Origin of the sequence: Thioclava indica, assembly GCF_000714545.1 — a bacterium.
GTDB lineage: Bacteria > Pseudomonadota > Alphaproteobacteria > Rhodobacterales > Rhodobacteraceae > Thioclava > Thioclava indica.
In genome coordinates this window covers 35,119-48,601 of record NZ_AUNB01000024.1, presented here as the reverse complement: position 1 = coordinate 48,601, position 13,483 = coordinate 35,119, and the positions used below count along the sequence as shown (strand labels likewise).

The following is a 13,483-nucleotide window of genomic DNA, read 5'->3' as shown; positions in this document are numbered from 1 at the left end:
GCCGTCACCGGATGGCGAAGGCCGAGTTCGGTCGGGCGTGGCAGAAAGCTTTCCGACAGCACCCGCCCCGTGGGACGCGCGGGCATGATGGAACCAAGGCTGGTTTGATACAGGCTTTCAACGGTCGCATATTCCGGCCCCGCCGCGACCAAAATTGCACCACCCCGTTCGACATAATCGCGGATATTGTCGAAATAGGCCGAGGGCAGAATGCCGCGCGCGCCGTAGCGGTCAAAGATGATCAGGTCGAACTCGTCGATCTTATCCACGAACAATTCCTGCGTCGGGAATGCAATCAACGACAATTCCGACACCGGCACCCCGTCTTGCTTTTCAGGCGGGCGCAGGATGGTGAAATGCACCAGATCAACGCCCGCATCCGATTTCAGCAGGTTGCGCCAGGTGCGCTCGCCGGCATGGGGCTGACCGGAGACCAACAACACCCGCAACCGGTCGCGCACGCCGTTGATCTGCACGGTCGCGGTGTTGTTGCGCGTGGTCAGCTCGCCCTCAATCGGGGCCAGCGTGAACTGCACCACGTTCTGCCCACCGTGATCCAGCGTCAGCGGCAATTCCAGATCGCGCCCGACATTCACATCGTAGGTTTTCGGGTTTTTGCCATCAATCGAGATCGTCAGCTTGGCCTTGCCCCCGATATCGGCAGGCACGTTCCCCTGATTTTCGACCTTGAGGCGGATCGCGCTTTCCTCGCCAATGATGCCAAAAGCAGGCGCAGTTTCAATCAGCAAACGGCGATCCCAATCCGCCGCGTGCCCGGTCAGCAGCAGGTGCAGCGGCGCGGGCAGATCGGGTGCAAGGGCGGCATCATGGGCCTGCCCGTCGCTGATCACCACCGCCCCGGCGACGCGCGCGCGCGGCTCGCTGGCCAGCGCCTCGGACAGCGCCGCGCCCAGCTCTGTTCCAGCGTTTTCCGCACCATCTTTGACCGTGATCCGGCGCGTCTCGACATTGGGCATCGCATCAAGTTGAGCCTGCACATTCGCCACGGCGGCATCGGTTTGCGCCGCGCGATCCGATAGCGTCTGAGAGGCAGAGCGGTCATCCACCAGCAGAACGATATCGGACAGCGGCGCGGTCTGTTCGCGTTGCAGCGAGGGCTGGGCAATCGCCGCTAGCAGCACCATCGCCGCCAGCGCGCGCAACGCCCAGCCGCGCAGGCCACGCCATAGCGCCAGTGCCAGCAGCACCAGCGCCACCCCGCCCGCAGCCCAGATCGCGGGCCACGGCAGCAGCGGAGCAAAGATCACCGACATCCCGCTCATTGTCCCAACCTTTCCAGCAGCGCCGGCACATGCACCTGATCGGATTTATAATTGCCCGTCAGCACATGCATGATCAGATTGACCCCGAAACGGTTGGCAATCTCGCGCTGGCGCTCTCCGGTGCGACCCCGGCCAACTGGAAACATCGGGCGGCCGCGTGCGTCAATCGCCCACGCCTCGGCCCAGTTGTTGCCGCCAATCACCACCGGCGTCACCCCGTCATTCAGGTTGCGAAACGGCATGCCATCGGCGCGTTCGGCATCGGCGGGCGGGGCCTCGACCCAGATCGTGCCATCGTAGCGACCGGGGAAGTCTTGCAGCAAATAGAACGTGCGCGTGAGAACATGATCCTGCGGGATCGGCGCAAGCGGAGGAATATCCAGCGGAGCCGCCAGCGCCTGCAGGCGCCGCCCGGTTGGCGTGGCCTCGCCAAAGCCCGCAACATCAGCGTCGCGCGTGTCAAACAGGATCATCCCGCCGCCGCGCAGATAGCGGTTCAGCTTGGCATATTCCATCGGAGTGGGGGCGGGCTGATCTTCGGTAATCGGCCAGTAGATAAAGGTGTAAACGGCCAGATCGTCGTTTTCCAGATCGACCATCATCGGGGCCGAAGGTTCGACTGTCGTGCGTCGATTGAGCACCGCAGACAACCCCCGCAACCCGGCAAGCGAGGTTTTATCAACCTCGGGATCGCCCGTGGGCATCGCCGCCAGAACCACGTTTGACGCCGCCTCGATTGCGCGCGCCTCGCTCATTTCAGCGCGCGCTTGCGGCGGGGTGAAGCCCGCAAATACCAGCGCCGCAACCAGCGCCGCGGTCTTGATCGCGCGCGGCCCCCACAGCTTGCCCGACAGCGCAAGAGCGGCCAGAATATCAAGCATCAACGCCCCAAGGGCCAGCGCCAACAGCCAGCCCTTGAGCGGCGTTTCCTGTGTCTCGGTCGCGCCTTCAACCACCACGGTTGCACGCCATGTCGCAGGCGTCAGCACCGCATCGCGACCCAGCGCATTAAGCGCAACAGCGCGATCATCGGCGGTATAAATCCCCGGCTGCAGCTTTGGCCCAGCCACGGCCTTGGCCAACTCTGCGCCCGGCACGCCTGCCGCCTCGCCCGCATCGCGCAACCGCCCGAACCCATCAAGCAGCTTTTGGGGCACCCAAGTCTGACCCGCCAAATCCGCCGCCTCTGGCGCATTGGGACGCGCCGATACGGCCAGACGCTCTAGCATCCGGGGAAACAGCACCGATAGCGGCAGCGACGACCATTCGGCATTGGCGCTGACGTGAAACAGCACCAGCGCGCCCTGCCCCAGTTTCGCGCGCGTCACGAGTGGCGTGCCATCGACCAGCGAGGCAATCGTGTGCTCTGCCAGATCGGGCGCTGGCTCGGCCATGATCTGCGCTTTGACGGTCACATCTCCGGGCACGGCAAGCCCCGCAAACGGAGAGCCCTCGGGGAAAGGGGCAAGACCGCGCGGCGCGCCCCAACTCATCGCGCCGCCAATCGAGCGCCCGCCCGCCCGCAGGCGCACCGGAAGCAGAGTGTCCGCGGTCAGATCGGCATTGGCCATGCGTGGCCCCGCGAACCGGATCAGCAAGCCGCCCTTTTCCACCCAGTCTTGCAGTTTCGCCTGTTCAGGCAGGTCGGCCATATCGGCGAGGATAATCACGTCGGGATCGGCGGTCAGCACATCATCCAGCGTGCCCTCAACCAGATCGGCGGTGGGCGCAAGCGCCTCGTGCAGATAGTGCGTAGGCGAGAGCAGTTGCAGCCCCTCGCGGGCGCGCGTACCCGACAAGATCGCCACTTTGCGCCGCTTGACCGCATCATCTGTCAGGCTCACCGCGCCGGCCGAACGTAGCCCGCTGATCTCAAACCGGGTGATCCGGTTGCGCAGCTCAGGGGGCAGATCAAAGCGCAGATCGGCGCTGGTTTTGCCCGCGAAATCCAGCGGCAAGCGGGCCAGTTCGCGCTCAATCCCCGCTGGATCGCGGCCAATCGCGGCAACCTCGCGCGGGCTGGGCGGCGGGGCAGAGGCCAGCGCAGAGACCATCAGCGCACCGTCCTCAATCCGCGCCGCGCCCAGCGCCAACACCGGAAGCTGCGATTGCCAGACCGTCACGGCCCCGCGCGCCTGAAGCGCCGTCAAAACAGCGGAGCGATCGGGGCGCGCCAGCCCGTCAGACAGCCACAGCGTGTCGAAATTGCCCTGCGGCAGCATCGTCGCGGCATCAAATTTCTGCGCCGCCCAAGGCTGCGGTTGCACCCCCGGCAAGGACTGCGCCACGCTTTGCGCATCGCTGAATTCGGGTGTCGCCACCGGCGGATCAGAGAGAGAGATCAGCGCCACGCGCCGCCCGGCCTGTTCCGCCGCGCTCAACGCGCGTTCCATCCGCTCGATCCTTGCGCGCCAGTTTCCCGCCGAGGCCCAGCTTGCATCCGCCACGATCAGCAACGGCCCCGTGCCCGGTTCTGCGCGCTGCGGATTGAGCACCGGCCCGGCAAATCCGATGATCGCCGCCGCCAGCGCCAACAGGCGCAACGCCAGCAGCCACCACGGCGTGCGCGCGGCCTCGACTTCTTCGTCCTTGAGACCCAGCAGCAGCGCCACACCCGGAAACCGTCGCCGGATCGGCGCAGGCGGCACTGCGCGCAACAACAGCCACAGCAACGGCAGCGCAACCAACCCCAGCAAAAGCCATGGCGCGGTGAAGCCGATGGGACCAAGCATCATCATCCGCGCCCCCGTCCCAGCGCGGAATAAAGCCACAACAACGCGCTTTGGGCCGGATCGCCGGTGTGATGGGTGGAAAATTGCCAGCCCGCGCTTTGGGCCAAACGCGTCAGCGCATCGCGCCGCGCCGCCAGCCGGTCTTGGTAGCGCGCTTTCAGATCCCCCGCCTTGCGCGTTTCATGCACCAACGCGCCAGACATCGATTGGAAAATCGTGCGCCCGTCATAGGGGAACGCCTCTTCATCGGGGTCAAGAACCTGCAACATCACGCCAGTCACGTTGCGATCCGCAAGCTGACCCAAAGCGGTCTCAATCGGCCCCAGATCGCCCAGAAAATCCGACAGGAAAACCGCGCGCGATTGCGTCACAACGCCCGCAACTTGCGGCGATCCGTAATCAACCTGCGCGTTTGGTGCCGACAAAAGCGCCGCCAGCGCCATCAGTTGCGCCCGTCCCGGACGCGGCGGGGCGGCAACCCCGGTTAGACCCACGCGCTCTCCGCCCCGGATCATCAAGACCGACAGCGCCAAGGCTAAAACGCGCGCGCGCTCCGATTTCGTGACCCGTGCGGCGCGCCCGCTTTCGGCCCCGGTAAAGCTCATCGAGGCCGCATCATCGACCCAGAGATGCACCGATTGCGCCAATTGCCATTCGCGTTCACGCACATATTGCGCATCCGAGCGCCCCGAGCGACGCCAATCGACGAACCGCGCCTCATCGCCAGAGTGGGCAGGGCGATATTGCCAGAACTCTTCGCCCGTGCCCGAACGCCTGCGCCCGTGCACGCCCATCTGGACGGTCGCGGCCAGTTGCTCGGCGGCCACCAGTAGCGGCGGCAGCGCCGAGGCGGCCGTTTCGGCCTCGCGGCGCAAAGCCAATGCCTGCACAGTATTATCGGGGGATGCGTTCAAGCCGCGGCCCCTCTGGCCCCGGCCGCTGTGCCTTCGGCCCCCGTCACCTCAACCAGAACGCGTCCGATCAGCGCATCCAGCGTTTCGCCACGCGCCCGCGCCGCAAAGCTAAGCGCCATGCGATGGATCAGCACCGGACGGGCCATCGCCTGCACATCCTCAAGCGATGGCGCAAGCCGCCCGTTGATCAGCGCCCGCGCCCGCACCGTCAGCATCAAGGCCTGTGCGGCGCGCGGTCCCGGCCCCCAAGCCAGAGCATCACGCACCTGCTCGGATGCCTCGGGTTCATTCGGGCGGCAGGCGCGCACCAGATCAAGGATCGCATCAACAACCTTTTCGCCCACCGGCATCTGACGCACGATCCCCTGCGCCTCGATCAGTTCAACCGGCGTGAACACCGCATGCGCCGACTCGGCCAGCGTTCCGGTCGTGGCCAGCAAGATGTTTCGCTCGGTCGCGCGGTCGGGATATTCGACATCGACCTGCACCAGAAAGCGGTCAAGCTGCGCCTCGGGGAGCGGATAGGTGCCTTCTTGCTCAATCGGGTTCTGCGTGGCGAGCACATGGAAGGGCGGGCCAAGCGGGCGATGTTGCCCCGCGATTGTCACCTCGCGTTCCTGCATCGCTTGCAGCAAGGCAGATTGCGTACGCGGCGAGGCGCGGTTGATTTCATCTGCCATCAGAAGCTGGCAGAACACCGGCCCCTCGAGAAAGCGAAACGCACGACTGCCATCGGGTGCCGTTTCCAGCACCTCCGAGCCCAGAATATCAGCAGGCATCAGGTCAGGCGTGAACTGGATGCGATTCGACCCCAGCCCCATCACGGTCGACAGCGTCTCGACCAGCAGCGTCTTGCCCAAGCCCGGCAACCCGACCAGCAACGCATGCCCGCCTGACAGCATCGCGGCCAGAACCAATTCAACCACCCGGTCCTGCCCGATGAAACGCCGGTCAATGGAGGCGCGCGCATCCGCGAGCTTCTTTCCCAGACGTTCAATATCATTCATCAGTTGTTCGGGCTCGGCCATGACATTCTCCTCAGAGGTCCGTATGCTGCCCAGCAAAGCAGATATCCCAGCCTCAAGAAACGGCAAAACTCACATGACGGATCACAAAGAGACAGATTCCGCCCATTCGCCCACTGCAGAGGGCCTTGCGAAGGCGGCGAAAAGCGCCTCAAAAAAGGGCCCGCCACCGGTGCATCTTTGGAATCCGCCGTTTTGCGGCGATCTAGACATGGAAATTCGCGCCGATGGGACGTGGTTTTATCTGGGCACACCGATTGGACGCGCGCCGCTGGTGCGCCTGTTTGCCTCGATTCTGAAGCTGGAGGAGGGGAAGTATTTTCTGGTCACTCCGGTCGAGAAAGTCGGCATTCGCGTGCAGGACGCCCCCTTTATCGCCGTGGACTTTGAGGCCGAAGGATCGGGCGACGACCAAACCCTGCGCTTTGAAACCAATGTCGGCGACAGTGTTCTGGCCGATGGCGATCATAAAATCCGCGTGCAGCATAGCGAGGACGGCACGCCGCGCCCCTACCTGCATGTGCACCGCGGCCTTGAGGCGTTAATCGACCGTAAAAGCTTTTATCGACTGGTCGATCTGGCGGTGACACGGCCTCATGAGGGGCAGGATTGGCTGGGCGTGATCTCGTCTGGCGCGTTCTTCCCGATCCTGCCCGCCGCAGAGGTGTAAATGCCCAAATTCGCCGCCAACCTGACGTTTCTGTTCACAGAGCTGCCCTTTATCGAGCGCTTCGCCGCCGCCAAAGAGGCCGGATTCGATGCCGTTGAGGTGCTGTTTCCCTACGAATTCTCCGCGCAAGAAATGCGTCACGAACTGGTGCGCCACGATCTGACCTTTGTGTTGATGAACGTGCCGCCGCCCAATTGGACTGGCGGTGACCGCGGTTTTGCCGCCGTGCCAGGCTGCGAAGAGCGGTTTCGCCGCGATTTCGACCGCGCAATGCGCTTTGCCAACGTGCTGGGGCCGCGCCATATTCACATCATGGCGGGCAAGGCGCAGGGTGTTGTCGCACGCAAAACCTATATCGAAAATCTGAAATGGGCGGCAGCGCGCTCCCCCAAACGCTCGCTGACGATAGAGCCGATCAACCCGATCGATATGCCCGATTATTTCCTGAACGATTTCGACTTGGCCGCCGAGATTCTGGACGAAGTGGACGCGCCCAACCTGCATCTGCAATTTGACGCCTATCACGCCCACATGCTGACCGAATACGTGCCCGCAACATGGGAAAAACACCGCGCCCGCGTCGCGCATGTGCAGTTCGCAGATGCCCCGGGGCGTGGCGCTCCGGGCAGCGGTGAGATCGACCTGAACGCGTTTTTCGCCACGCTGGATGCAGATGGCTATGCGGGATTTGCTGCGGCGGAATACAAACCCACGACCGAAACGCGCGACACTTTGGGCTGGCTGACGGCCCAAGACACAGACTGAACGCGCCGCGCCCTTTCATCTGGCCATAAATACTCCCGCCGGAGGCATCCTAGACTTCAGCGCAGTGCCCAAAGGCGTTAATGCGCCTCGGCCCAGCTTGCGCCCTGCCCCGCATCGACGACCAAGGGCACCGACAGTTTCACGACCGGCTCGGCGGCCCCTTCCATCGTCGCGCGTGCCACCGTGATCAGATCATCAACCGCGCCTTCCTCGACCTCAAAGATCAGTTCGTCATGAACCTGTAAAAGCATCGTCGCAGGCAAACCCCCAATCGCTGCGGGCATGCGGATCATTGCGCGCCGGATAATATCAGCCGCCGCCCCTTGGATCGGCGCGTTGATCGCAGCGCGTTTGGCGAAACCTGCGGCGGGGCCTTTGGCGGTGATCTCGGGCGTATGGATTTTACGGCCAAACAAGGTTTGCACGAATTTATGCTCTTTGGCGAAACCCACCGTATCGTCCATATATTGCCGGATGCCAGGGAAGCGTTCGAAATAGCGGTCGATAAAGCCCTGCGCCTCCGCGCGCGGAATGCGCAGATTGCGCGCCAGACCAAAGCCGGAAATCCCGTAGATCACCCCGAAATTGATCGCCTTCGCCTGACGGCGGATGTCAGGGGTCATCTGATCAAGCGGCACGTCGAACATCTCCGACGCCGTCATCGCGTGAATATCCTGACCCTCTTTGAACGCCTGCTTCATCTCGGGCAGATCCGCGACATGGGCCAGAATGCGCAGCTCAATTTGGCTATAATCGAGCGAGACGACCTTCATTCCCGGCCCGGCGACAAATGCCTCGCGGATGCGGCGACCTTCTTCAGAGCGCACGGGAATGTTCTGCAAGTTCGGATCGGTCGAAGCCAAGCGCCCGGTATTCGCCCCCGCGATGGAATAAGACGTGTGCACGCGGCCCGTATCGGGGTTCACATGGGTTTGCAGCGCGTCCGTATAGGTTGATTTCAGCTTGGAGATCTGGCGCCAATCCAACACTCGCGCCGCTAACTTGGCCGCCTGCGGGTTCACATCCTCTAGCGTGGTCACGTCTTCCAGCACATCGGCACCCGTGCCATAGGCTCCGGTCTTGCCCTTTTTGCCACCCTCAACGCCCATCTGATCGAACAGGATTTCACCCAACTGCTTGGGTGATCCGACATTGAACGGCGTGCCCGCGATCTGCGCGATCTCATCCTCAAGCCCGGCCAGTTTTTGCGCAAACGCGTTAGACATGCGCGACAAAACCTGCGCGTCCACCTTAACCCCCGCCATCTCCATATCCGCGAGCACCGGCACCATCGGGCGCTCCAGCGTTTCATAGACGGTGGTGACCTGTTCTCGGTGCAGGCGCGGCTTGAACTGCTGCCACAGCCGCAACGTGATATCGGCATCTTCGGCGGCATAGCGCGTGGCGGTGTCGATGGCGACCTTGTCAAAGGTGATCTGGGATTTGCCCGAGCCGATCAGCTCTTTGATCGGGAGCGGCTGGTGGTTGAGATAGCGATCCGAGAGCGCATCCATGCCGTGGTTGTGCAGCCCCGAGAACATCGCATAACTCATCAACATCGTGTCATCGATCGGGGCGACCCGAATGCCGTTCCGCGCAAAAATCTTGAAGTCATACTTCATGTTCTGACCGATTTTGAGGATCGATGCATCCTCCAGCACAGGTTTGAGCAGCGCCAGTGCCGCGTCGAAATCCATCTGCCCCTCGGCGCGCTCGGACCCGCCAAACAAATCGCCCTCGCCCGTGGAATGGCCCAGCGGAATATAGGCCGCTTGGCCCGCCTCGATGCACAGTGACACACCGACCAGATCGGCCTGCATTTCATCAAGCGAGGTCGTCTCGGTATCGACCGCAACCCAACCGCGCGCACGCGCCTGATCAAGCCATTGCGTGAGCGTTTCAGCATCGCGGATGCAGACGTAATTTTCCGGCGTGATCGGCGGCACGTCTTTCGCAGGTGTTGCCGCATCCGTCGAGGCGGTGACCTCAATCGCGGGCGGCGGCTCGGTGTTAAACTTTTCAGCCACGCGGCGCGTGAGAGTGCGGAATTCCATCTGGTTGAGGAACTCCAGCAGCGTTTCGACCAGCGGCTCGCGGATCTCCAGATCATCCAGCGTAAAGGTGATCGGCGTTTGCGGGTCCAGTGTCACAAGCTGTTTCGACAGCCGGATCTGATCCGCATTCTCAACCAGCGACTCGCGGCGTTTGGGCTGTTTGATCTCGCCAGCGCGTTCCAACAGCGTTTCCAGATCCCCGTATTCGTTGATTAACAAAGCCGCCGTTTTCACACCGATCCCCGGCGCGCCCGGAATATTATCGACCGAATCGCCCGCCAGCGCCTGCACGTCGATCACGCGATCCGGGCCAACGCCAAATTTGGCCTCGACCTCTTCGACACCGATGGCCCGGTTTTTCATCGCATCAAACATCTCGACGCCGCCACCGACGAGCTGCATCAAATCCTTATCCGAAGAAATGATCGTCACGCGCCCGCCCGCCTCACGCGCCTGACGCGCCAATGTGGCGATAATGTCGTCAGCCTCATAGCCCGCCAGCTCTTCGCAAGCGATATTGAATGCCTTTGTCGCCTCACGCGTCAGCGGCATTTGCGGGCGCAAATCCTGAGGCATCTCGTCGCGATTGGCCTTGTATTTGTCATACATGTCATTGCGAAACGTATGGCTGCCCTTATCAAAAATCACCGCTGCATGGGTCGGCGCATCTGCGCCCTTGGCGTCTTCGATATATTTCCACAGCATGTTGCAAAACCCGGCCACAGCCCCAACCGGCAAGCCATCGGATTTGCGCGTCAGCGGCGGCAGCGCGTGATAGGCGCGGAAAATAAAGGCCGATCCGTCGATCAGATGCAGGTGACAACCTTTGCCGAATGCCATGAAAACAGCCCTCCTTCGCGCGCTTTGGGTTGGTTGTGCCACAGCGCGCCACCCAGTGCCAGCACTCGCCCGTCTTCGCGCATGCCCTTGCGCAAAACCCTGTGATAGCCCATCTGTCTGCAAAGCCCGTGCAAAAGGATCACGCGATGGATTATTCCAAATCAGGAGGTGCGAGTATGGCCAAACATGCCCCCGCCCATAACGAACACAACGCCAAGGGATCGGAAAAGAACCCTTATGGCAAAGCGCCCCCCAAGGCCGAATTGCTGGCGCGCATGAAGGCCGCCGCGCAAAAGAAAAAGGACGGCTAAACGCCGCCCTTCCTAAATAAACGCAAACCGCGCTTAGTGATCATCATGCGCATGTTCGCGGTCGATGACATAGCGTTTGTCGCAATAGCCACATTCGACAAACCCGGTATCGCGCGGGATCGACAGCCAAACGCGCGGATGGCCCAACGCGCCCTCGCCACCATCGCAGGCGACCTTCCAATGGGTGACGATTTCGGTCTCGGGTGCCTCGGGGGCAGGTTGCGAAGAAGTGGCAGTCATGGCAGCTCCGTCTATATAGGGGCGCAAAGGGACGCGCCCATCGCTTGGGCACCATTCTAGCAATCGCGAAAGGCGGGGCAAGTTGGAACAGCAGGCAATCGAAGTCAAAGGTTTGCGCAAGACCTATGCCGGGGGCAAAAAGCAGGCCCCGAAAGAGGCGATCAAGGGGTTGGATTTGACAATCCCGGCGGGCACGATCTTTGGGCTTTTGGGGCCGAACGGCGCCGGAAAATCAACGCTAATCAATATCTTGGCCGGCTTGGTGAAAAAGACCGACGGGCAGGTCGTGATCTGGGGTTTCGATCAAGACGTGAACCCGCGCCAGTCGCGCGCCGCCATCGGCGTGATGCCACAAGAAATCAACATGGACCCGTTTTTCACGCCCCGCGCGGCGCTCGAAACCCAGGCGGGGCTTTATGGTGTGCCAAAATCGGAACGCTGGACCGATGAGATTCTGGACCTTGTGGGGCTAAGCGACAAGGCCGAGGCCTATGCCCGCAACCTTTCCGGCGGGATGAAGCGGCGCTTACTGCTGGCCAAGGCACTCGTGCATCGCCCGCAAATTCTGGTGCTCGACGAACCCACCGCAGGCGTCGATATCGAGCTGCGCGCGATGCTGTGGCGCAATGTGCGCAAGCTGAACGAACAGGGCATGACAATTATCCTGACAACCCATTACCTCGAAGAAGCCGAAGAAATGTGTGACGAAATCGCGATCATCAACCATGGCGAGTTGATCGTGCGTGACACCACCGCCAACCTTCTGGGCCGAATGGATCGCAAAGCGCTGGTCGTCGAGCCGCGCGCCCCCGCGCCCGGTCAAATCGCGCTGCCCGACGGGGTCAGCATGGAAGCGCGCCCCGGCGGCCGCCTCGCCTTCACCTATGCCCGCAACAAGACCGCTGCCGAGGACATCCTCGACGCCATCCGCGCCGCCGGAATCGAGATCCGCGATGTCGCGACCGAACAACCGGGTCTCGAAGAGGTCTTCGTCTCACTAACGTCGAACCAATAGGGGGCTCTGCCCCCGCGCTTACGCGCTCCCCCGGGATATTTCCAACACTTAGAAGCCAGACTCCGCGCGCCCTTCCTCTTGATTTAAATATCCCGGGGGTGAATGGCGAAGCCAGAGGGGGCAGCGCCCCCAGCTTGACCGATGATTGTCATTCTTGAGCGCCGCTTTGACCGTTGAGGGTCAAGATAACACTGAAAGTCCGGCGCGCCATCCCCGCGAGCAGCGAAAACTCCGCTGATCGCTTTCTGTCGACTATCTCTAGCCGTTGAAGTCTCCACCCAATCTCCGCAGATATGGACGAAAGTTGGTGACGCTTGATCAGGCGGCGATTTGAAGGTGACGGAGACCGTCGCGAAGCTCAAATTGATCTCCGGCAGTCGGTTTTGGCCATCGAGTTTGCACCATTTTTTCTGCGCCGACATCATCAGCTTGAAGGCCATGGCGAGTCCGGTCTTCCGACTTAGGCCCCCCTTAATGCGTTTGGTGCAGTATCTTACGGTTGCGAAGGGGCTCTCGATGGGGCTTGACGTCCGGACGTGCTTCCAGTGTTCCGCCGGATAGTCATAGAACGTCAGCAGCGCGTTCACCACATTCATCGTCTTGTGGCCCCAACAGCGCTGCTCCCGGGTCGAGACGAAGACCTCCCGGAGAGCGGCCCAGAAGCCCAGAGCGCCGTCCCCGATGATCTCTGTGGGCCTGTTTCAGGCCGCGTCGCTTAAGATCGAGGAGCACCTCGCGCCAGCTTTACGTGCTTTCGCGGAATCCATCGTTCAGCCCTGTGGCTTTCGGCCTCGCCGGGGGCGCTTACCACCGGTTCCCGCATGAAGGCGGCGATAGCAAAAACTGAAGTGAATCGCCCCGGGTTTGTCGGAGACCATCAACTTAACCAAGGATGATGGTTATGACGGAAAGCAAAATGGCAAATCGCGCCTCACCTGAGGTCCGCGCGCGGTCCAGATGGTCTTTGAGCATCAAGGTTCATACGAAACGCAGGCGGGCGCGTTTGCGGCCATTGCATCCCACCAGCCGAGGCAGAAGAGACCTTCTATGCACAGCGCGACGTGCTCGATGTGGTCGCGTGAAATGAAGCTAAAGGTCGCCGGTAAAATGGGGACGATTCAATCCGATTTCCCGGAAAGAGCCAATTCGAGCAGAGCGGTCCAGCCTGGTCTGCTTCGGTCACGATGCAGCCCTGCCCTTTAGGTTTAGTCTGCTTCAAGTATTGGCCTTCAGATCAAGTTGAATCCTGTCGAGTCCATGCTTCGTTCATCACAATGGAATATAAGAATGCCGTTACTCGCGGAACAGTTTCATCAAGCTGGGAGATTTCCAGCCAAGGAGATCGGCGAGGTCGCCAAAGCATGCCGCTGTTTTGGGATTGGTAGGACGAGCTTTTACCGATGGAGCAAAGACTACGCAGGGCGCGGGAAGTCGGCCTGCTAAACGCGCCACCGATCCCTAAACGTCACGCCAATGGGACGGCGCCAGAACTCGAAGCAAAAACTGGGCAAATGGGAGCGGTTCTTCAACGTCCACAGGCCTCTTGGCGAACACAACGGCAAAACGCCTTATGAAGCCCTCCGAGATAAGCTACGACCGCCAAACTTGATGCTCCATGAGCAACCGCACCTTAC

9 protein-coding genes and 3 pseudogenes are annotated in these 13,483 nt (G+C 61.7%); 5 read left to right on the top strand and 7 right to left on the bottom strand.

The window, feature by feature from the left end:
• The 4 genes and pseudogenes from DT23_RS08935 to DT23_RS08920 form a co-directional block, all read right to left on the bottom strand.
• Positions 1-1,283, bottom strand: a pseudogene (locus DT23_RS08935) (hypothetical protein); the annotation flags it as partial.
• Positions 1,280-4,021 carry a DUF4159 domain-containing protein gene (locus DT23_RS08930; protein ID WP_038130557.1) on the bottom strand — a complete coding sequence of 914 codons (2,742 nt, stop codon included), beginning with the start codon at positions 4,019-4,021 and terminating at the stop codon, positions 1,280-1,282. The gene DT23_RS08930 and the pseudogene DT23_RS08935, both read right to left, overlap by 4 nt.
• Positions 4,018-4,929 (bottom strand): DUF58 domain-containing protein, encoded by a 912-nt coding sequence (locus DT23_RS08925; protein WP_240473578.1) that lies wholly within the window; start codon positions 4,927-4,929, stop codon positions 4,018-4,020. Before DT23_RS08925 ends, DT23_RS08930 begins: the two co-directional genes overlap by 4 nt.
• Positions 4,926-5,957, bottom strand: coding sequence for an AAA family ATPase (locus tag DT23_RS08920; RefSeq protein ID WP_038130554.1), 1,032 nt, complete (start codon positions 5,955-5,957; stop codon positions 4,926-4,928). The genes DT23_RS08925 and DT23_RS08920 overlap by 4 nt, the downstream gene beginning before the upstream one ends.
• A 73-nt stretch (positions 5,958-6,030) precedes the next feature.
• Between DT23_RS08920 and DT23_RS08915 the strand changes: the two genes are divergently transcribed.
• Both DT23_RS08915 and DT23_RS08910 read left to right on the top strand, forming a co-directional pair.
• A complete protein-coding gene (locus DT23_RS08915; protein WP_038130552.1) occupies positions 6,031-6,624 on the top strand; it encodes a DUF1285 domain-containing protein in 594 nt (197 codons plus the stop codon).
• Positions 6,625-7,389 carry a hydroxypyruvate isomerase family protein gene (locus tag DT23_RS08910; protein ID WP_038130550.1) on the top strand — a complete coding sequence of 255 codons (765 nt, stop codon included), beginning with the start codon at positions 6,625-6,627 and terminating at the stop codon, positions 7,387-7,389. It abuts the gene before it with no gap.
• 77 nt (positions 7,390-7,466) lie between these two features.
• On the opposite strand, the gene polA is transcribed toward DT23_RS08910, so the two are convergent.
• On the bottom strand, positions 7,467-10,283 hold the full coding sequence (gene polA / locus DT23_RS08905; protein WP_038130549.1) for a DNA polymerase I: 2,817 nt from the start codon (positions 10,281-10,283) through the stop codon (positions 7,467-7,469).
• Between the two features lie 176 nt (positions 10,284-10,459).
• Here polA and DT23_RS20175 point away from each other — a divergent pair, with 176 nt between their 5' ends.
• On the top strand, positions 10,460-10,594 hold the full coding sequence (locus DT23_RS20175; RefSeq protein ID WP_276202218.1) for a hypothetical protein: 135 nt from the start codon (positions 10,460-10,462) through the stop codon (positions 10,592-10,594).
• A gap of 33 nt (positions 10,595-10,627) precedes the next feature.
• On the opposite strand, the gene DT23_RS08895 is transcribed toward DT23_RS20175, so the two are convergent.
• The gene (locus DT23_RS08895; RefSeq protein ID WP_038130548.1) at positions 10,628-10,834 is read right to left on the bottom strand and encodes a zinc-finger domain-containing protein; all 207 of its coding nucleotides are present in this window, start codon (positions 10,832-10,834) and stop codon (positions 10,628-10,630) included.
• Between the two features lie 82 nt (positions 10,835-10,916).
• On the opposite strand from DT23_RS08895, the gene DT23_RS08890 reads away from it, so the two are divergent.
• On the top strand, positions 10,917-11,849 hold the full coding sequence (locus tag DT23_RS08890) for an ABC transporter ATP-binding protein (RefSeq protein ID WP_038130547.1): 933 nt from the start codon (positions 10,917-10,919) through the stop codon (positions 11,847-11,849).
• A gap of 318 nt (positions 11,850-12,167) precedes the next feature.
• Here DT23_RS08890 and DT23_RS19010 read toward each other — a convergent pair.
• Positions 12,168-12,641: pseudogene (locus tag DT23_RS19010) on the bottom strand (transposase); the annotation flags it as partial.
• A gap of 708 nt (positions 12,642-13,349) precedes the next feature.
• Between DT23_RS19010 and DT23_RS20320 the strand changes: the two are divergent.
• Positions 13,350-13,442: pseudogene (locus tag DT23_RS20320) on the top strand (IS481 family transposase); the annotation flags it as partial.
• Between the last annotated feature and the right edge of the window lie 41 nt (positions 13,443-13,483).